Annotated in this window: 14 protein-coding genes and 4 pseudogenes; 5 read left to right on the forward strand and 13 right to left on the reverse strand. The window is 70.2% G+C overall.

The window, feature by feature from the left end; all coding sequences use genetic code 11:
* Window positions 1–236 precede the first annotated feature (236 nt).
* From ABTX18_RS00225 to ABTX18_RS00235, 3 genes and pseudogenes are all read right to left on the reverse strand, one after another.
* Window positions 237–1,460, reverse strand: a complete 1,224-nt coding sequence (locus tag ABTX18_RS00225) for an FAD-dependent monooxygenase (protein WP_352120459.1) — start codon at window positions 1,458–1,460, stop codon at window positions 237–239.
* Window positions 1,457–2,854 (reverse strand): MFS transporter, encoded by a 1,398-nt coding sequence (locus ABTX18_RS00230; protein WP_352120460.1) that lies wholly within the window; start codon window positions 2,852–2,854, stop codon window positions 1,457–1,459. Before ABTX18_RS00230 ends, ABTX18_RS00225 begins: the two co-directional genes overlap by 4 nt.
* Window positions 2,855–3,063: 209 nt before the next feature.
* A pseudogene (locus tag ABTX18_RS00235) lies at window positions 3,064–3,246 on the reverse strand (ABC transporter ATP-binding protein); the annotation flags it as partial.
* A gap of 373 nt (window positions 3,247–3,619) precedes the next feature.
* On the opposite strand from ABTX18_RS00235, the gene ABTX18_RS00240 reads away from it, so the two are divergent.
* The 3 genes from ABTX18_RS00240 to ABTX18_RS00250 all read left to right on the forward strand — a co-directional run bounded on the left by ABTX18_RS00240 (window position 3,620) and on the right by ABTX18_RS00250 (window position 7,729).
* A complete protein-coding gene (locus ABTX18_RS00240) occupies window positions 3,620–4,804 on the forward strand; it encodes an MFS transporter (RefSeq protein ID WP_352120461.1) in 1,185 nt (394 codons plus the stop codon).
* Between the two features lie 255 nt (window positions 4,805–5,059).
* On the forward strand, window positions 5,060–6,787 hold the full coding sequence (locus ABTX18_RS00245) for a SpoIIE family protein phosphatase (RefSeq protein WP_352120462.1): 1,728 nt from the start codon (window positions 5,060–5,062) through the stop codon (window positions 6,785–6,787).
* A gap of 348 nt (window positions 6,788–7,135) precedes the next feature.
* Complete coding sequence (locus ABTX18_RS00250) at window positions 7,136–7,729, forward strand: isochorismatase family protein (RefSeq protein WP_352120463.1); 594 nt, start codon at window positions 7,136–7,138, stop codon at window positions 7,727–7,729.
* A gap of 567 nt (window positions 7,730–8,296) precedes the next feature.
* Here ABTX18_RS00250 and ABTX18_RS00255 read toward each other — a convergent pair.
* From ABTX18_RS00255 to ABTX18_RS00265, 3 genes and pseudogenes are all read right to left on the reverse strand, one after another.
* Complete coding sequence (locus ABTX18_RS00255) at window positions 8,297–9,487, reverse strand: alpha/beta hydrolase family protein (protein ID WP_352120464.1); 1,191 nt, start codon at window positions 9,485–9,487, stop codon at window positions 8,297–8,299.
* Window positions 9,488–9,591: 104 nt separating this feature from the next.
* Window positions 9,592–9,799 (reverse strand): annotated as a pseudogene (locus tag ABTX18_RS00260) (hypothetical protein); the annotation flags it as partial.
* Window positions 9,800–10,456: 657 nt separating this feature from the next.
* The gene (locus ABTX18_RS00265) at window positions 10,457–11,368 is read right to left on the reverse strand and encodes an alpha/beta hydrolase family protein (protein WP_352120465.1); all 912 of its coding nucleotides are present in this window, start codon (window positions 11,366–11,368) and stop codon (window positions 10,457–10,459) included.
* A 102-nt stretch (window positions 11,369–11,470) separates the two neighbouring features.
* Between ABTX18_RS00265 and ABTX18_RS00270 the strand changes: the two genes are divergently transcribed.
* Window positions 11,471–12,040 (forward strand): TetR/AcrR family transcriptional regulator, encoded by a 570-nt coding sequence (locus tag ABTX18_RS00270; RefSeq protein WP_352120466.1) that lies wholly within the window; start codon window positions 11,471–11,473, stop codon window positions 12,038–12,040.
* Window positions 12,041–12,370: 330 nt separating this feature from the next.
* On the opposite strand, the gene ABTX18_RS00275 is transcribed toward ABTX18_RS00270, so the two are convergent.
* The 7 genes and pseudogenes from ABTX18_RS00275 to ABTX18_RS00305 all read right to left on the reverse strand — a co-directional run bounded on the left by ABTX18_RS00275 (window position 12,371) and on the right by ABTX18_RS00305 (window position 17,645).
* Window positions 12,371–13,666 (reverse strand): MFS transporter, encoded by a 1,296-nt coding sequence (locus tag ABTX18_RS00275; RefSeq protein ID WP_352120467.1) that lies wholly within the window; start codon window positions 13,664–13,666, stop codon window positions 12,371–12,373.
* 96 nt (window positions 13,667–13,762) lie between these two features.
* Entirely contained in the window at window positions 13,763–13,906 is a 144-nt protein-coding gene (locus ABTX18_RS00280) for a hypothetical protein (protein ID WP_352120468.1), read from the reverse strand.
* Window positions 13,907–14,273: 367 nt separating this feature from the next.
* A pseudogene (locus ABTX18_RS00285) lies at window positions 14,274–15,083 on the reverse strand (IS701 family transposase); the annotation flags it as partial.
* Window positions 15,014–15,211, reverse strand: a pseudogene (locus ABTX18_RS35795) (transposase); the annotation flags it as partial. The pseudogenes ABTX18_RS00285 and ABTX18_RS35795, both read right to left, overlap by 70 nt.
* On the reverse strand, window positions 15,168–15,452 hold the full coding sequence (locus tag ABTX18_RS00295) for a hypothetical protein (RefSeq protein WP_352120469.1): 285 nt from the start codon (window positions 15,450–15,452) through the stop codon (window positions 15,168–15,170). The gene ABTX18_RS00295 and the pseudogene ABTX18_RS35795, both read right to left, overlap by 44 nt.
* A 346-nt stretch (window positions 15,453–15,798) precedes the next feature.
* A complete protein-coding gene (locus tag ABTX18_RS00300; protein WP_352120470.1) occupies window positions 15,799–17,088 on the reverse strand; it encodes an MFS transporter in 1,290 nt (429 codons plus the stop codon).
* 17 nt (window positions 17,089–17,105) lie between these two features.
* Window positions 17,106–17,645, reverse strand: coding sequence for a carboxymuconolactone decarboxylase family protein (locus tag ABTX18_RS00305; protein WP_352120471.1), 540 nt, complete (start codon window positions 17,643–17,645; stop codon window positions 17,106–17,108).
* A 688-nt stretch (window positions 17,646–18,333) separates the two neighbouring features.
* Here ABTX18_RS00305 and ABTX18_RS00310 point away from each other — a divergent pair.
* The gene (locus ABTX18_RS00310) at window positions 18,334–18,885 is read left to right on the forward strand and encodes a carboxymuconolactone decarboxylase family protein (RefSeq protein ID WP_352120472.1); all 552 of its coding nucleotides are present in this window, start codon (window positions 18,334–18,336) and stop codon (window positions 18,883–18,885) included.
* Window positions 18,886–18,898 lie beyond the last annotated feature (13 nt).

An 18,898-nucleotide genomic window follows, 5' to 3' on the forward strand; every position in this document is an offset into this window, starting at 1 on the left:
GCCGTCCCAGAGGGAGCTACCGGCGGGTTACGCGGCGGGAACGGGTGTCCGCGGCCCCGCGGGCCGACGACGGGGTGGCGCACAGCCCCGGCCCCGGCGCGGCCGGGACCTTCTCCCCCCGGCTGGCCGGGTTCGCGGAGACTGCAGAGTCGACGGCGTGACACGGTCGGTCACGGAGTGGTTCGACTTGTTCCGGACGGCGTTTCATCAGCCGGCAGAGCGACCCGGCTCGGCGATCATGCCGGGCGCAGGGGCTCGGGCAGAGTGAGCGCCGAATGAGCCGGATTTCCCTCCCCGGGGGGCATGGTCCTGAGGCTGCGCAGCCTGTCGTTTCGCTGCTCCAGGGCCTGGGCGGTGGTGGGGAAGAGGGTGGCGCCACCGTGGCCGACGAGCCCCTGATTCACGGTCACGAACTTCCGGGTGCCGCGTTGGTAGGCGGCGAAGCCCGCAGCGTGCCCACGGTCCGCGAGGGAGGCGGCGAGCATGTACGCACCGACGAGGGCGAGGCTGGTGCCCTGTCCGGTGAGGAACGAGGGCGCGTACGCGGCGTCGCCGACCAGCGCGACTCTGCCGCTGGACCAGCGGGGCATGCGAATCTGGCCGACCCCGTCGAAGAACAGGTCCTCCGCCTCGCGCAGGGCGACCAGCATGCCCGGTACCTCCCATTCCGCGTCGGCGAAGGCCTGGGCGACCAGGTCGCGTTGGGCCTCGAGGTTCCGGAACTCGTTCACCGCGGGCGGCTCCGGCCGGGCGAAGTTCAGGAAGGCGTGCACCTCGTCGCCGTCCCCCACGGCGTAGAGTGCCGCGGCCCTGCCCGGGGCGTTCCACATGACGGTCTCGTGCGAGAGGCCGAGGGTGTTGCGCATGGTGAACACAGCGAAGCAATAGCCGAGGTAGTGGTGGAACTGCTCCTCGGGGCCGAACAGCATCTCCCGGGTGCGCGAGTGTACGCCGTCCGCGCCGAACACCATGTCGAAGGTGCGGCTGCCACCTCGGCGGAAGGTGACGTCGACCCCGTGGCCGGTCTGGTCGAGGGTGTCGATGGAGTTGTCGAACAGGAGCTCCACGTCGTCACGGACCGCCCTGTGCAAAGCGTCGGCCAGGTCACCGCGCCGTACCTCCAGGTCCTGTCCCGCCACGCCGCCGGTGACGGCAAGCGGGTGCAGGGAGGTCACCTCGCTGCCGTCGGAGTCGAGGAAGGTCAGCCGCCGCAGGTCGACGTGCGCCTCCCGCAGTTGCGGCAGGATCGGCATCCTTCGGACGACTTCCAGTGCGGTGCCGCGGACGTCTATGGGATAGCCGCCCCCACGCAGGGTGGGCGCCTTCTCCACGACCGTGACCGCGTATCCGTAGCGGTTCAGCCAGTACGCGAGGGCGGGCCCCGCGATGCTGGCTCCGGAAATCAGGACCTTGCGCCTCGGCCTGTCACGGACATCCGTCAGCTGATCGATGGGGGTCATTCCTTGACTCCTTTGGGCAGGGTGCGAGTGACAAGCAGGGCCAGCGACGTGACGACGCCGGCTATGACGAAACCGGTGACGTAGGCCGATTCGGCCGCGACCTCCGACCCGGAAGGGGTTGCGGCGGTGAGGAGCGCGCCACCGAGCTGCCCGCCGACGGCGTAGCCGAGTACTCGGCTCACCAGAATCAGGCTGGTGGCGATGCCGGTGTCCTCGGCATCGACGGCCATGGCGGTGCTGGTCATCATCGCCGTGACGCACAGGCCGTTGGCCAGCGCGATCAGCGCCTTGCCGACCACGAGATGCCAGACCGCGGTGTGCACGGACGCCAGGACGACCAGGGACGCCGTCATCAGGACGACTCCGGTGTTGACGACGGCACGCGAGCCGAAACGCCGGTCCCCGATCCCGCCGAGCGGCCCGGCCAACGTCGCGGCGATGGCACCGGGCAGCAGGAAGAAGCCGATCTCGGTGGCGCCGGCACCGAATCCGTACCCGTCACCACGCTCGTCGAGCAGCTGCGGGACGAGATAGACCGCCATCGAGGTGCCGAGGCAGATCACGAACGTCAGCACACACGCCTTCCAGATCGCGGGCCGTGCCAGCATGTGCAAATCGATCATCGGCGAGTCCGCACGCCGTTCGACGGACACCCACGCTGCGATGAAGACGGCCAGCAGCACGACGAGGGCGCCGAGCACGAGTGGTTGGGAGCCGGCTTCGGGCGCCATTGCGAGTACGAGCATGAGTGTGACCAGCATTGCGCTCAGGAGCAGCAGGCCGGGCCAGTCGATGCCGGGGTCGTCCGACCCGCCCGGCGGATCGGACGGCATGAGCTTGTGCACGAGCAGGGTGGCCCCGATGACCGCGATCGTGGGTAGCGCGAACATCCAATGCCGGGAGAGCTCTTCCGCCACCGGTCCGGCCGACAGCATGCCGGCCATGCCTCCCCCGACGAAGAGTCCGCTGACTACCCCGATGGCGACCTTCGACTCTCCTGGGGGCAGGTTTTTGCGCACGACGATGAACGACAGGGGAAGCGCGCCCACCATCGCCCCTTGCAGCACCTGCCCGAGCAGCAGCACGGGGAGGTTCGGGGCCAGTGAGGAGACCGTGCCACCGATCGCTACGACCGCCATCAGCCGAATCAGGACCCGTTTTCCGCCGTAGCGGTCGCCGAACTTGCCTGCCAACGGCGTGATGAGCGCACCGGTGATGAGGAGCACGATGCTGAGCAGCGCCCCTTGGGACTGGCTCATGTCCAGTTCGCGTTCCAGGAGCGGGATCGTCGGTGACACCACCGACTCCAGAGCGCCTGCGGACAGTGCTAATAAACCGAGGGCTGCGACAGCGGGCTTCCCGATCGGGAGCGGGGGCGCCAGGGTGGTGGTCATGGGTGTCCTTTGCGTCGTGCCGTGTGGGGGACGTCGATGGAACGGTCGCGGAACTGCGCGGTGTCGACGGAGTGCTCGTTTCGGAGTCGGTCGGTCCGGTCGTGGCCGCCGCCGCATGGCCGAGGACGGTCGCGGCCCTACGACGAACGCTGCCGCCACCACCGCGAGACCTTCGTGCGCCTGGCACAGCACGGTGCGGGGACTACGCGGAAGGTGGTCTTGCCGGTCCCGGGCGGGCACATCACCGCGGTGAACGTGCCGCGCGGCAGGTCGAGGTCGACACCCGCCCGGGCGTGGACCGTGCCCGCCCCGTGGCTGTACTGATGCCCGACGTTGCGCAGTTCGACGGCGAGAGCGGGCATGGCGGCCGGGACCTCCGGCCGGTGGCCCACCTCCGGCCGGTGGCCCACCTCCGGCCGGTTGTCCGCGTTGTGCCGCTCGCCATGCGTCGCCTCATGTCCCGTCTCCCTCTCAGGTGCACTCTCCGTGACGGGGAGGAGAGTGCGGGAGCAGTGGTATGCCAGGCGTCATACCGGGGGGCCAAACGCGGGGTGCTACCGCGGTAGGGGGTGGAGGAGGGGGCGGGGTGGTCCTGCTCCAACACGCGACGCGGCTCGGGAGCCCCGGTCCACGCCTGCGACGCCATTGCCGCCCCGGCCTGTAGCAGTGCCCCTCCGGTACCCACGGGGCTGTTGGCACTAGGGTCGGCCTTCGGCCACCGCGCGCACGTCGACGGAGCAAGGGCTCGGACCAAGAGGGGTATGCGTGAACATCGTCGTGCAACGCGGTGCGATCGCCGCGGTGCAAGTGCTCGGCCTCGCTGTGTGGTTCTCCATGTCGGCGGTGGTTCCCAGCCTGCGGGCCGACTGGGGGCTCACTGCCGGCGGTGCGGTGTGGCTGACGGCCTCGGTGCAGATCGGTTTCGTCGTCGGGGCCGTGGCCTCGGCCGCTCTGAACCTGGCTGACCGCGTCCCGTCGCAGCATCTGCTCGCCACCAGTGCAGCGGCAGCCGCCGTCTGCACGGTGGTGCTGGCCCTCGTCGCCGACCAACTGGCCGTCGCCATCCCGTTGCGTTTCATGACGGGCATGTTCCTGGCCGGGGTCTACCCCACCGGTATGAAGCTGATGGTCTCCTGGTCCGGCACTGCCGGCCGGGCCCGGACCATGGGCGTCCTGATCGCCGCCCTCACCCTTGGCTCCGCGCTTCCTCATCTGATCGCAGGGGTGGGGTCCCTGCGCTGGCGTGACGTACTGCTGGCCGCGGCGGCAGCCGGATTCGCGGGTTCGGTCATCGCTCTGCTCCTTGTCCGGCCCGGCCCCTACGCCGCGAAGTCCGCTCCTGCCCGAAATCCCAGGTATGCGCTGACGATGTTCACCGAGCGCGGGCCACGGCTGGCCAACCTCGGCTACTTCGGGCACATGTGGGAGCTCTACGCCCTGTGGACGTGGATCCCGTCCTTTCTGCTGGCGACGCCTGCCGCGCAGAGCCTGCCGGGTTCGGTGGAGATCACCGTGTTCCTCACCATGGGGCTCGGCGGAGCTGCCGGGTGCCTGCTCGGCGGCTGGGGCGCCGACCGCTTCGGCCGCCCACCCGCCGCCATGGCAGCGCTTCTTCTCAGTGGCCTGTGCTGCCTGGTCTCCCCCTTCTTCTTCCACTCCTCCTCGCTGCTTCTGTTCGCCTTCTGCATGCTGTGGGGTGCGGCCGTGATCGCGGACTCGGGGGTGTTCTCGACATCACTGAGCGAGGTCGCCGACCACCGCTACATCGGAACGGCCCTCACCGCCCAGACAGCAATCGGATTCGCCCTGACGGTCATCACCATCCAGCTCACCCCTCTGCTGGCCGAGGCCGTCGGCTGGCGTCACGCTTTCCTCCTCCTGGCACCCGGGCCGCTGGCGGGTGCCCTCGCCATGCGGGCATTCGGCAGATACTCAGGCGGGAAACCCTGATCGCTCCACCGGACCGGGTCCCGGCCCCGATGGTGACCTCCTCGCGCCATCGGGGCCGGGGACGCCCTTGCCCTTCAGCGCGACGGCGATGGCCGCATTAAGGACTTCACGGACGGCTTCCTCCTGCACCACCAGGACGTGCCCGTGGGGCCGCAGCAGGAAAGACGAGCATTCGATGCATGCCCAAATGCGGTCGGGGTATTCGACCGGATTAGCGCTTGAACCCATCGATTAAAAGCTGGAATGAGGAGGGAAATGGACGACGTCGCCGCTCCCGGGGAAAATGTTCTCCCGTCCGGGCACCAGTCGCGTTCCGGCACCCTGCGCGAGGGAACGCTGGAAAACCTGCGGGCTTCCGCCATCGCGGTCGATGACGACGGCCTGATCGTCGCGGTCAACACCGCAGCCCAAACCCTGCTGGGCAGGCAAGCTGCAGAACTCGTCGGCCAGGACCTCCACGACCTGCTGCACAGGGACGAATACGGCCACTCGGTGCCGCGCACACGTTGCCGGATGAGGAAAGCACTCCTCACGGGCGACACCGGACATGGCGACGCCGAGTGGTTCGCCCGCGGGGACGGCACTCTGGTGCGGTTGTCCTGGATGGTCACACCCTGCACGCCCGGCCCGAGCGGGGCAGCTGCGCTGACGCTGCTGTACGAGCCGAAGCGGTCGAACGTTCGCCACAGCGATGGCGGGCACTCCTCGCCGCTGACGGAGCTGGACCGCCTGGCCCTGCTGGCGGAGACCACCACGCAGCTCACCTCCACCCTCGACGTGGACGAGGCGCTGCACCGGCTGGCGGCTCTGACCGTGCCGAGGCTCGCGGACTGGGCCGTCTTCGACCTCCTCACCGAGCATGACGAAGTACGACGCGTTCTCGTGGTGGAGCACAAGGACGGCGTACTCGTCGAGCGGGACGACCTCCAAGGCCCGATGCCGCCCGTGCCGTCAGAGTCGCCGATGCCCCTGTCACGGGCCCTGCGCGGCGCCGCCTCCTCCCTTGCCGGCCCCGCCACCTATCAAGGGCCGCCCGACTCCGGCATCGCGGTCGAGCAGCAGGCTCTGTTCACCGCGACAGGCATGCACTCCGCCGTCATCGCACCCATTCGCGGACTGCGAGACGTACTCGGCGCCCTGACCCTGGGCCGCGCCCAGCGTCATGACGCCTTCGTCCCTGCTGACCTGCCGCTGCTGGAGGACCTCACCCGCCGGGCGGGACTGGCGCTGGACAACGCGCGCCTGTACCAGCGGCAGCGCAAAGTCGCCGAGACCATGCAACGCCACCTGCTCCCCCAGCTGCCCGTCCTGCCCGGACTGGAGATGACCGCACGATACGTACCTGCTCCGGACGCCTCATCCGTGGGCGGTGACTGGTACGACGCCTTCGCTCTGGCCGCCCATGCCCACGCACTGGCCATTGGCGACGTCGTCGGACACGATCTCGACGCCGCAGCGGGCATGGCGCAGGTCCGCAACATGCTGCGCGCCTTCGCCTGGTCCCACCCCGAGGCCGCACCCAGCGCCGTGGTCGCACGGCTCGACGAGGCAGTGATGCACATTGCCGAGGTACCCATGGCCACCATGATCCTCGCCAGGCTCACACTCGGCGAAGACGCACTGTGGCGCCTTCGCTGGACGAACGCCGGCCACCCACCGCCCCTGCTCATCACCCATGACGGTCAGGCCCGCTACCTCGACCAGGGTCACGGCATTCTCCTCGGCACCGGAGTCACGAGACCTCGCCCCGACGCCGTCACCGTCCTGCCGGCGCAGGCCACGCTTCTGCTCTACACCGACGGACTGGTCGAGTCCCCACACCACTCCATCGATCACGGGCTCGACCGGTTGCGCCGCCACGCGGCCTCCCTCGCCCACCGGCCTCTCGACTCCTTCTGCGACTTGTTGCTCGACCAGGTACGGCCCAGCGACAACGATGACGACGTCGCCATGATCGCGCTGCGCACCCCCCGTTCCACCTGAGCGGTGCGTTCCCTTCCCTCAGCAGTGTGCAGGGCTGACCGACGGCCGGCGCGCAGCCCGGCGGTTCCGGCTGGATCAGCGGGATGAGTGGGTGGTGTGGGCGGCGTTGACGAGAGAGAGCACCCTGCCGGTAGCCCGGCAGGCCTCCGCGAATCGTTCCTGCGGTGAACGTCCGCGCCCGTAAGGGTGAGCGACATTCGTTGGGCACGAGCCGGTGACGCGAACGACGGTAGAACACGGAGAGGTGCCGTCGCGATCTTCGCGCCACCGCGCTCCTCGTTCCTGGGGCGGTGAGATTTCACAGCAGTCCCGACGGCTGCTCCAAGACGTTGTGAAGGAGGCTCAAAAATGAGCCGAGGCTTGATCGTCGTAGATGTGCAGAACGACTTCTGTGAAGGAGGCAGCGTTCCCGTGGCGGGCGGCGCGCAGCTCGCAACGGAGATTGCCGGCCTGGTGGAGCAGAGCGCGGGCAGGGACTACCAATACGTCGTGGCCACCCGCGACCACCACATCGACCCGGGAAGTCACTTCTCGGCGAACCCTGACTTCAAGGACAGCTTCCCCGTGCACTGCGTGGCCGGCGAGGAGGGCGGAGAGTTTCACCCGCACTTCGCGCCCGCCGTCGCCGGCGGCAAGGTCGACGCCGTCTTCTTCAAGGGCGCCCACAGCTCCTCCAAGAGCGGCTTCGAAGGCGCCGACGACCAGGGCACTCCCCTGGCGGACTGGCTGCGCGCCCGCGGCGTAGAGGACGTCGACGTGGTGGGCATCGCCACGGACCACTGCGTGCGCGCCACAGCCCTGGACGCTGCGCAGGCCGGCTTCCGCACACGCGTACGCCTTGACTACTCCGTCGGCGTCGCCCCCGACACCATCACCTCCACCTTGGTCGATTTCCGCGAGGCAGGCATCGCCGTATCCGGCGAAGCCCCCGTACCGCGGTAGCCCCACCGTCAGCCCCTCGGAAACCGCCGACGTCCGGCGTGCGGCTCGCCGCTGCGCGCACGGGCTGAAGGCGGTCATGACCTCCGCATCGGAGCGCACCATATGGGTGCGGGCCACCTTCTCCGCCCTGACCGGCGACCCGCGAACTGGCTGTTCCAAGACAGCGACCCGCACCGAGCACCCGGCCCCACAGGGCGTTTTAGGTGCTCTCGTGCTCGACCACGCCCGAATTTTCGGCCATCCTCTGCGCTCGCGAGGAGAGGCGAGCAACGCTCCAACTCGCCGCCGCCGGCATCGATGCGACCGCCCTGGTTCTGGCTGTGTCCCCGCCCCGCCGACCAACACCCACTGCCGCCAGGTCCGGCTGCTGATGCGCATCAGCGGCCCGCACTCAGACCGTTCGAGTGCAGCAGCGAAGTCCCGGGGTACCGGTTCGGAGCGCCGAGCAAGGGACGGTACGGCCGACCCGGGTCAACCCGGTGACCCGCGCGCACCATCGGGCGACCGCCGACGCCCCGGCCCCGGCCCCGGGCAGGCCTGCATCCGCCACGTGTACGGCGAGACGTGTCACGGCCGCTGGAACGTGACCTCCGGGTTCGCGGGTATCGGTCCGGCGAGCAGCGGCTGCCGTGCGCCCTTGAGGTGGAGGTCGAAGAACGCGGCTACGTAGTCGCGGGTGATCCGGCAGGAGCGGTCGGCGGGCAGCGGTGCCGAGGGGTCCTCGATGCCCAGTTCCGCGCCGAGCACCGGCATGTCGGTGAACGTGAAGTGACCGGCCCCCGCGACCGTGAGCCACCGCTTCCAGCCGTCCAGGCGCGGCCAGTCCCGGTCCCACGTGGTGTCGGTGGTGCCGCCGGGGGCGTGCTGGGCGTCGGTGCCGAGCATCATGAACGGCCGGCCCCCCAGCCCTGCGGCGGGGACCGGGGCGTAGAAGGCGCCGTCCATGTTCACGCCTGCTCGCACCCGCCGGTCGGCGGCCATCGTCGACGCGGCGGCGTCGCCGCCGATGGAGTGCCCGGCCATGGCGACACGCCGCCGGTCGATCATCGAGGCGTGCCGCCAGGCGGGGTGGCCTCCCGCCAGCCGGTCCAGCAGGAAGGAGACGTCCACGGCGCGCCCCCGGGCGACCTCCGCCATGCCCGCCTCACCGGTCCGCTCGACGAAGTCGCAGGCTGCGCAGGGCAGGGCTCGGCCCCCCGGGAAGACGGTCGCGGTGGACTCGTAGGCGTGGTCCACCGCCGCGACGACGTAACCGCGGGAGGCCAGATCCGCCGCGAGGGACGTGAGCGTGAACCGGCTCTGCTCGAAGCCGGGCGACAGCACGATCAGCGGGAACCGGCCGCGCGCGGGCGCCGCGCCGAGACGCGCGTACGTCTCGGTGGCCGCGACCGCCCCGGGCTCGACGAGACCGCCGAGCCCTCGGGACTCCAGCAGCAGTTCCGCCTCCTGCGCGCTCATGTACGGCGCGGGCACACCGCTCCCGGCCCGTGCCGGGTAGAACAGGGACGCCAGCAGCTCGCGTCCGCCGGCCTCCGGAACGTACGGGTCGGCGCGGCCGGTGTCCCTCAGGTGCACGGTGCTCTCACCGACGGCGTACGGCCCGGTCGGCGCGGGCAGCCGCAGCTGCGCGGCGGTGACGGCGAGCGCGCGGCCGTTCCCGGCGGGCGACGGGGAGGAGGCGGCGGACGGGGCGGCGGCCGTGGCGCCCAGGGCGAGGACGAGGAGCGAGGCGGCCATGGCGTGGTGACGAGTTCTCATGATCCGAACGCTAGGTGCGGAGCCGGTGTCTCAACGTCCGCCCAGGGGCTGCTATTTGGTACCTCCAGGGTCGCATGCGCGGGGCTGTGTGTCGTGCCACGGGCCTACCGGCGGCGGGCCCGGCTCGGCCACCGGCAGCAGTCACGGCCGGCGTAGTACGCGTGCAGCGCGGTCTCGCTGCCGGAGCCCAGGGCGGTCATGATCCGCTGGTAGCCGGAGTGGAGGTCGCCGGCCACATGGCCGCGGGTCCTGGTCGGCCGGCGTGCGGTACCCGTCGGCGTGCCGGACCAGATCGCCGGGCGTGGCGGGAGGCCTACGAACGCATCGAAGTCGCGGATCCACCCATCGGGCAGGGCGGCGTGCTCGTCGAAGGGCGCGCGCAGCTCGTCGAGCCGGGGCCGTACGCGCTCCCAGGTCGCGAGCGGTTCCCTCACGCCCTGCGGGTTCTTCGCCACCAGCAGGCCGGGGGCGGAGGCGGGATCCCCTGCGAAGAAGGCGTAGCCCTCGCCCTCCTCGTCATCGTCGAAGTCCGGCCCGTCCCAGATCAGCCCGCCCAGCAGCGCATCCACCTCCGCGCGCACGGCCGGGTCGACGTGGTCGCGTACCTTCTCCCACCGGTCCCCCGCCCAGAAGTGCGGCTTGAACGAGCCGAGGGCGCCGGGAAACTCGTACACGCCGAAGTGCGCGCTGTGCGGCCCGCGCGGCCACTCCCAGCCGCCGTCGGCCTGCGACGAATCGTCGTCCCAGAACCCGGTCTCGTCGTCGTACCAGGCGTCCCTCAGGCGTGGCAGCCGCTCCCGGGGCGGGGCCTCGGCCAGCCACGACCAGTCGGCGATCAGTGTGGTCATGTCGAGGCCCATGACGTGAGCCTATCGACCGGCGGGCCCCCTTTGACGAGGCCAGAGGGCGAGCGCGGCGATGCCCGCTCCATCCGCACCCGGCTCGTCCGGCAGCGCGGTCCGGCTGGGTTCACTTGCTGGTGATGCTCCATGTTCCGTCGCCGGCCGCAGCGGCGTTGTTGAGGGCGGTCCACGTGGCGTCGTCGAGCTTGAAGGCGTCATGGAGGTAGGCGGAGATCGTGTCCGCGACGAGGGCGACGCGGACGGGGTCCTCGTCGGTGGTCTCGGCGACCCTCTCGCCGGCGAGGCCGCCGAGGGTGTGTTCGCCCTCGGCGATGGCGAGCAGGCTCTTCGGGGACGGGCTGAGGTGGTAGGCGTCGGTGAACCACTCCGGGCCCCGCGTGGAGAGCTGGGACTGGTCCTTGCCGCCCGCGACGACCAGGGTCGGGGTCGTCATGGTGGAGTAGTCCGGCCTCATGAACGGAAGGTGTTCGGCGGCGAACGAGGTGAGGGTGTCGCCGGTTCCGGTCGCGGCGATCAGCGCGCCGGCCGTGACCGCGGAGTGGGAGAAGTCCTCTCCGGAAACGCCGTCGGTGTCGAGCACGCGCGCGCCGAGGATCGCGCCGGCGGTCTGGGCGCCCCAGGAGTGGCCGACGATCGCGATGCGCTCATGGTCGACGCGGGTCTCCAGGCCGCCGGCCTGGCGAAGGATGTCGCCGAGGCCGTCGAGGACCGCGTGGAGGTCGGCGATGCGGACGCGCCAGATGGTGGCGAAGCGCGGGTCGTCCCACTCGATGCCGTTACGGCGGGAGTCCAGGTGGGTGGGCTGCACGACGATGAATCCGGCAGCCGCCCAGCGGTCGACAAGGGGTTCGTATCCGTCCAGGGACCATGCATTGCCGTGGGAGAACACGATGACGGGAAGGTTCTGCCCCGACAGCGGAGCGGTGACCTTCACCTGGAGCTCGACACTGCGGCCGGGCGCGGGAACAGTGATGGGCTTGACCGCGACGATCCGCTGGTCGAGTTGGCTGGAAGACATGGGGGTCCTGCGCTTTCTCCATGGGATCGCTCTGCCATACTTTGGCGGAGCGTCGTTCCGCCAACTTAGCGGAACACTGTTCCGCGAGCAAGGAGAGGCCTCGTGCCCGAAGCGGTCGGAGTACGGAAAGCACAGGCGCAGCGCACCCGCAGCGGCGTACTGGCGGCAGCATCGGCGGTCTTCGTGGACCAGGGCGTCCAAGCTCCCATCCGCGACATCGCCGAACGGGCCGGCGTCGGCGTCGGCACGATCTACCGGAACTTCCCGACCCGGGCGGACCTCGTCACCGCCGTCTACCGGCACCAGATCGACACATGCACCGCACTCGCGCCCCAACTCCTGGAGGAATCAGGCTCCCCGTTCACCGCCCTGACTTGCTGGGCGGACGCGTTCGTGGAGTTCCTGGTGACCAAGCACGGCCTCGGCGCCGCCCTGGGGTCCGGCGATCCGGGGCTGGAGAACCTCCACGCCCTCATGCTCGACACCCTGGTCCCTGCCTGCGAAACACTGCTCGACGCCTGCGTCGCCGCCGACGAACTCAGCCCCGGCATCACCGCCTACGTACTCATGCGCGCCATCGGGAACCTCTGCATCACCGGCCCCGACTACGACCAGGCCGACGCCAAACACATGGTCGCAACCCTCCTCGACGGATGCCGTCGCAAGGCGTAGCCACAGGCCCCGGCCTCGCGCTGTACGCAACATCGATCTCCGCCTGGGGCGTGAAGCCGTGGTGCCCACCGCGTGACGCTCGCGTAGTCGGCCGGGTCGAAACGCGGCGGCCGACCGCCACGGGAGCCGAGCTTCTGGCGGTTGCGCGCCTGGTCGGCCTTGCCCGAATTGGGCGACGGATCCCGCGGTGGCGCAGGTGGGCGCGGTTCCCAGCCGTTCGCACCGCCGCGCGGATTCGCGTTGTGAAGCCCGGCCCGGGCAGGCCTTCGCTATCTGGCTCCGAACATGATCGCCCGGACAGCTCCTAGGGGACCCAGCCGAGGGCCGGAGTCAGTCCGCGGTCTTCGTGAAGTCCAGGTCGGCATGGCGGACGGCGTGGGAGGCGGTGGAGACCGTGGCGCCGAGCATGCTGATGCAGCCAAAGAGGAGGAAGGTGGGGCCGGTGCCCCACCCTTCCACCAGGAGGCCGAAGAGCGGGAACATCACCGGGGTGATGCCGACCGCGCTGAGCGCCTGGACGGAGGCGACCCGGCCCTGGAAGGCGAGGGCGGTGTTGGCCTGCATCAGGGCCAGGGCCAGACCGCCGCAGAGGCCGGATACCAGGCCGGAGACGAGCGCCACGGCGACCGTGAGGGCGAGGTTCGGCATGACGCCGATCAGGCCGATGCCGGCGGAGGCGACGAGCAGGGCGATGTTGTGCCAGTGGCCAGCCCGGGGGAAGCGGCCGCGCACGACGAGCAGGAGCGAGGTCGTGCAGACGCCGGCGCTGAGGGCAGCGTTCACCCAGGCACCGCCGGAGGGGCCCCAGCCGCGTTCCTCGGCGAGCATGATGACGCCGATCGCCATCGGTGGAATACAGCCGACCATGGAGAGCAGTCCGGAGAGGACGAGCGGGCCGACGACGGGCTCGTGGCGCAGGTAGATGATGCCGTCGACCAGGTCGCGGCGGGCGGTGGAGTCCGCGGGGGGCTGCTCCTCGGGCGGCAGCGGGGCCATCCGGACCGTGACCAGGAGGAACAGTGAGAGTGTGAAGAGGAGGCCGGTCACGGCGAACGCGGCGGCGGGGCCCCCGAGCCCCATCGAGAATCCCGCCAGGGGCGGACCGGCGATGTGGCCGGATCGCTGCACCAGATTGCGCAGGCTCTGCAGCCGCATCAACTGGTCGCGGCCGGTGAGCCGGGGCGGCATGGCTCCGACTGCCGGCATGAACAGGGCGTCCACGACGCCGAAGGCGAGGGCGAGCGCGACAAGCAACCAGAGGCCGGGGGCGCTGAACGCGAGCGCTGCGGCGGCCGCGAGGATCACCGCAGCGCGGACCGCGTCGGAGGAGATGACCACCCTGCGCGGGCCGAACCGGTCGGCGATCACTCCGCCGCCGAGCATGAGGATCGCCCGGGGTATCGCGCCGACCGCCATCACCAGGCCGACCTGGGCCGGGCCGGCCACCTTCTGCGCGGCCCAGCCGAGCGCCACGAAGTAGGCGGCGTCGCCGACCACGGAGAAGGTGTAGGCGATCAGCCAGCGCAGGACATTGCCGTCCCGGTGCACCGGGGTGGAGGGGGTAACGGCTGCGGTGGGGGCGGGCGGGGCTGTGTCGTGGATGGGTCCATCTGCTCGCGAGGTCACAAACGCGCATGATTTCCCACAACGTCGGCCTCGTACAACGGAATTACTGGCCGGACGTCATACCCCTCCCGAGCTGCGTCAATCGCCCCGAGGTCCTCACCCCCCCTGGACCGCCTGGCCACCGCCACCGGCCAGGACGTCAACGACCTGCGCCTCGCCCTCGCGGAACTCGTCCAGTCCGGCGACGCCGAGATCCTGCGCGGCCAGGACCCGGCCGACATCGAACGCCTGGAGGCACATCACCGCTTCCGGGCGCTGATCGAGCCGGTGAACTCGCTCCGCCCGAACCCGCCCCATCTGCGCCAGTACCGCCACCCACGTACCGGCGCCGCCCGCGCAGCAATCGAGCTCCGCCAGCCCCCGCCAGCGAGATCACGATCTACGGCTGGAGTACTAGTACTCCAGCCGTGCTTCTCCATTTGTCCTGGCCGCAGGGCCTTTTTCGAGTCTAGTTGGCTGACGCTTCATCAGGTGGGCGGAGGTTCGTGGCTCACTCGATCGGGGCGCGTGCGGCGCTGGTAGTGGCAGTGGCGGGCGATGGCCTGGTGACGTCGGCGCCAGTGGGACCAGTAGATCCGACGGGTGGGTTGCCGGTGCCGAACTGCGAGGGGATGGGCAAGGTCCAGGAGCCGTCGGATTTCTGCCACGGTGAGGGGAACGGGGCTGCTCGAACCGTTTCTGCGGCCCCCTTTTCCAGGGCGTGGGCTGTCATCGCGGCCAGGAAGGCGTGCGCGAGCATTGCCAAGGTGATGTGGCGGTACCAGCCGACGTAACGGCGGACTTCGTACTGGTCCAGGCCGCACTCGTTCCTCGCGGCCTGGAAGCACTCCTCGATGGCCCACCGTGCGCCGGCCACCCGAACCAGTTCGGCGACGGAGGCTTCAGCCGGTGCGAAGGCCAAGTAGTAGGCGATCTCCTCGGGACGCGCCAGGCTGCGGCGGGCCGGCACCCAGCGGCAATGGGTGGACTTCGCGCCGTCGACGGCGGGCAGCTTGGCCGCGGCCCAGTCGTAGACGCGCGGCCCTTTCGCACCGTCACCGCAAGAGATCCGCTCCCATGCCTCAGCCGGGGCGCCGGTAAGAACATGGTCGATGCGCCAGCTGCCCGCTGGGGACTTGACCTGCTGCGACTTGGGCACCGCCAGGACGTAGCTCACGCCTGCCTCCTCCAGCATGCACCGGAAGTGCCACTCCTGCCCGTAGGCCGCGTCGGCGGTGACCCAGGCGATCGGCAGGGCTGAGTCCAGTGCCCGCTGGACCATGGCGCGTGCAAGTTCCGGCTTGGTCACGGCCCGTACCGGCCGGGGACGTCCCGCCACGGCGAACCGGTTCTGGCCCGCCACCAGATCCCGTCGAAGACCTGCCGCCGGTCCCTCGGCGGCCGACCCATCTTCGGTATCGGCGGCAACAGTAACTCCAGCCGCTCCCACTGCTCGTCCGTCAGATCACCACGCGCCACACCAAGATCATTCCATGACCTTGATCGACGCCTTAATCCCGTGTCAGGACGCTGCCTCCCCCGTCCCTGCTTCCTCATCCGAGCCATACATCTCGACCAGCAGTCGCTCACGCGCCGCCTTCAGGTGCTCGTCGTAGTCCGGCATGAAGACCTCAGCGAGCGTCGTCTCCAGAGCCCCGGAGATTGTGTAGATCGGAGACCAGACTGCACGGTCCGTCTTCAACAGGTCATCCAGCACGTCGGACTGGTGCATCGCACGGTAGAGCCAGTCCGACAGCACAAAAGCCTGATCGCGCGTGAACTTGATGGTTATGGGTTCCTCTGCCACGGAGGAACGGTAACCGGCCCACTCGATGACCGCCCGCGTGGGGCGGGTGCAGTCGAGCCGGTCGCTATCAGCCTCTACGAGCACATCTCACACACTTCCTGGTGCTCCAGCCGGACTTTGCTGTCTGACCTGGTCTTTCGCCGGGTGGCGGGACGGATGGCGCTCGTGCACGTCTTCAAGAACGGCGCGCAGATCTCGGACAAGCACGTCGGCTCGGGTGGTACGCACGCCGACGACTCAGACACGCTGTGGCTCGAGGGTAGGAACAACCACCCCTGAGGTCGTGCCTGACAAGCAAGAACGCCGGCTCCCCTTCCTCCCCGAGGGGAGCCGGCGTTCTTGCTTGTCAGGTGGCCAGGACCTGTACGGGCACACAGGCCTCGGCGGGACGCATGGTCCGGGCCAGCAGGGATGCCGGGATCGACATGAGGACGGCTGTCATGACGCCGGCGATGAACCAGCCGGAGGCGTGGTGTTCCGCGGCGAAGGCGGCGGAGGCCGGGGCGACACCGCCGAGGACGGCGCTGGTGACGGCGTTGGGCAGACCCACGCCCAGGGCCCGGACCTCCGTCGGGAAGATCTCCGTGAGGAGCTTGGGCAACACGGTCGTCGCGCAGACCAGGTAGATGACTCCGGAGCCGTAGGTGAACAGCAGGCTGGCGAAGGTGCCGGTCATGGTGAGGTACGAGACGGATCCGGCGACGGCGAACAGGGCGCTGGCCGCGACGAGGAGGCGGGCGGCGCCGATCTTGTCGGCGAGCAGGCCGATCGGCACGTTCAGCGTCATCATCAGCGCGGTGGCGGTCACGACGACCCAGAACATCATTCCGGGCGGTGCGAGGCGGCCTCCGAGCGCGGGGACGACCGCGGTCCAGGTGCCGCCGACGGCGCCGGATCCGGCGACGAACAGGACGGCCAGGAGAACGTTGCGGCGGTGGGTGACGAGAACCTGACGGAGCGAGCCGCGGTAGCGGCGGCCCTGCGCCTGGTGCTGGAAGGCCTCGGTCTCGGCGAGCCTGGTGCGCAGCACCAGCAGGATCAGGCCGAGGACGCCGCCGACGAGGAACGGCACGCGCCAGCCCCAGTCGGCCATGGCGGCGGGCCCGAGGGCGGCGGTCAGGCCACCGCCGAGGAGGGAGGCGCTGAAGGCGCCGGCGCAGGTGGTGAGGGAGAACAGGCTGCCGTAAGTGGCCTTGCGCTTCTCGGGGGCGACTTCCATCAGGTACGCGGCGGCAGCGGGCCATTCGCCGCCGTGGGAGACGCCCTGGGCCATGCGGGCCAGGAGCAGCAGCACGGGGGCGAGCAGGCCGATGTGCGCGTACGAGGGGGTGACGCCGATGAGGAGCGAGCCGCCGGCCATGAGGGAGACGGCCAGCATGAGGGCGGGGCGGCGGCCGCGGCGGTCGGCGTAGCGGCCGAGGAGGAGGCCGCCGAGAGGGCGCATGAGGACGCCGACGCCGAGGACCGCGAAGGCGCCGAGGATGGAGGTGAAGGAGTTCCCGGAGGGGAAGAACTGGGCGGCGAACAGGGGCGCGAAGAGGCCGTAGCCGAGCCAGTCGAAGGACTCTATGAAGTTGCCGACCACGGTGGCGGTGACCGCTCTGCGGTGGGTCTTTTCCGGGGAGTGCGCAGACATGATGGGCCGTTTCTCCTTCAGACCGCGGTGCCGTAGCCGTGGGTGGTGATCCGCCGGCCCGCCTCCTCGTAGTAGCCGGGCTCGGTGGGCAGCGCGGTGGCCAGGGCGCTGACGTAGCGGTTGTACATGCAGAAGGCGGCCGCGATGAGCACGGTGTCGTGGATGTGGGTGTCAGTGGCGCCCTCGGCGCGGGCGATGGCGATGGTCTCGTCGCGGACGGGCGCGGCCTGTGCCTGGACCTCGGCGGCCATCCGGAGGAGGGCCCGCAGCAGGGGGGTGAGCGGGGCGGTGTCGGCGTCGTGCTGAACGGCCTTGACCAGGTCGATGCCGCCGTCGAGCTGGGCGGCGGCGGCCGCGCCGTGGGTGTCGGCGCAGAAGCGGGTGGCGTTGAGCTCCGACACGTACGCGGCGATCAGTTCGCGTTCACCGCGGGGGAGGGGCGAGTCGCCGCGCAGCAGGGCATCGGCGACGGCGTTGAGCGGGGCTGCCGTGTCGGGACGGTCGGTCATCAAACCCCTGATGCCCGGGAGATCATTGGAGATCCGGATGTGCGGCACGGGTCGTCCTTCGGTTGGGAGGTGTCGTCGCCTCATCGTTGGCAACCTGGGAGCGGTCGGCCAACTTCCTTCGTGCGGTTCCGGAGTGCCGTTCAGCGGCGGCCCTTGCGGCGAGTGTGCTTACTGACGGTCTTCCACTGGCGGCGCGTGTCGGCCATCTCTGCGGGTTCCTCGCGGCGGCGGCGGTAGGCGACCTCGCCCTGGAGCTTGCGCCATGTGGCGAGGCCCCTCCGACGCTCTGCTGGCCGGGCTGTGGACGGTGTGCGGGCCGGACGACAGGGTGAAGCACGCAGGGGTGCACGCGAGCCGGGCAGGGGCCCGGGGTGTCGCCTTCCTGCTGGCCCCCGACAAGGCGAGCCCCGCACGGCGGTGCCGTGCCGTGTGCCGGGCGGGCTCTGGCGGTGTCGCCCGCCTGCGTGGCTGGCGGTTCACCGGACCTGTGGAGGCATGACGCCGGGCGGCGGGACGTGCCCGTACCGGGCACGACCACCTGCCCAAGTCTCCGCGTATGGCGAGATTTCCTTGCCAAGTCCTCATTCTTGGATGCGGACGGCCCAACGCTTCTCTCCGCGTGCGGAACTGACGGCGACCGCCCGGGGCGAGGTCCGCACGCTGAGAGTTGACCGGCCCGCCCGCGGGTCCCGAGGATGTGCACGTCCGCACCCCATGCGAAGACGAGGACGCGTCGGTGCCCCACATCGAGATCACCCATGCCCTTCCCGGCATCAGCGGGCTCTTCGCCCAGCGACCGGACACCGCAGGCCCCCTGTCGGACCTCGCCGAGACCCTGCTGCGCAGCGGTCCGTCGCCGCTGAGCCGCGGCGAACGCGAACTGATCGCCGCGTACGTGTCGAATCTGAACTGCACCGCCTTCTGCGCCGGTTCGCACAGTGCTTTCGCGGCCGCGCAGCTGGAGGGGGGCGCCGAACTGGTGGCGTCCGTGCTCGACGACCCCGACGCGGCGGCGATCACCCCGCTGCTCCGGTCACTGCTGAAGGTGGCGGCCGAGGTGCAGAGCAAGGCGGCCCCCGTCTCCGACGAGGTGATCGCCGCAGCCCGCGCGGAGGGCGCCACGGACACCCACATCCACGACACGGTCCTGATCGCGGCCGCGTTCGCGATGTTCAACCGCTACGTGAATGGTCTGGCCACGGACGTTCCGTCCGACCCGGCCTTCTACGACGCGGCGGCGGAGCGCATCGTCCAGCACGGATACGGTGCCGCTCACCGACGCTCCTAGCTCGTCCGCGCTG

The organism is Streptomyces sp. NPDC096323, from assembly GCF_040302845.1.
Taxonomy (GTDB): Bacteria; Actinomycetota; Actinomycetes; order Streptomycetales; family Streptomycetaceae; genus Streptomyces.

Bases quoted from the DNA above. Each gene is read 5' to 3' on its own strand.
- ABTX18_RS00225 (WP_352120459.1), bottom strand. From the start codon at position 1,460: ATGACCCCCATCGATCAGCTGACGGATGTCCGTGACAGGCCGAGGCGC.
- ABTX18_RS00245 (WP_352120462.1), top strand. From the start codon at position 5,060: ATGGACGACGTCGCCGCTCCCGGGGAAAATGTTCTCCCGTCCGGGCAC.
- ABTX18_RS00280 (WP_352120468.1), bottom strand. From the start codon at position 13,906: ATGTGCCTCCAGGCGTTCGATGTCGGCCGGGTCCTGGCCGCGCAGGAT.
- ABTX18_RS00265 (WP_352120465.1), bottom strand. From the start codon at position 11,368: ATGTCTTCCAGCCAACTCGACCAGCGGATCGTCGCGGTCAAGCCCATC.
- ABTX18_RS00250 (WP_352120463.1), top strand. From the start codon at position 7,136: ATGAGCCGAGGCTTGATCGTCGTAGATGTGCAGAACGACTTCTGTGAA.
- ABTX18_RS00255 (WP_352120464.1), bottom strand. From the start codon at position 9,487: ATGAGAACTCGTCACCACGCCATGGCCGCCTCGCTCCTCGTCCTCGCC.
- ABTX18_RS00300 (WP_352120470.1), bottom strand. From the start codon at position 17,088: ATGTCTGCGCACTCCCCGGAAAAGACCCACCGCAGAGCGGTCACCGCC.
- ABTX18_RS00230 (WP_352120460.1), bottom strand. From the start codon at position 2,854: ATGACCACCACCCTGGCGCCCCCGCTCCCGATCGGGAAGCCCGCTGTC.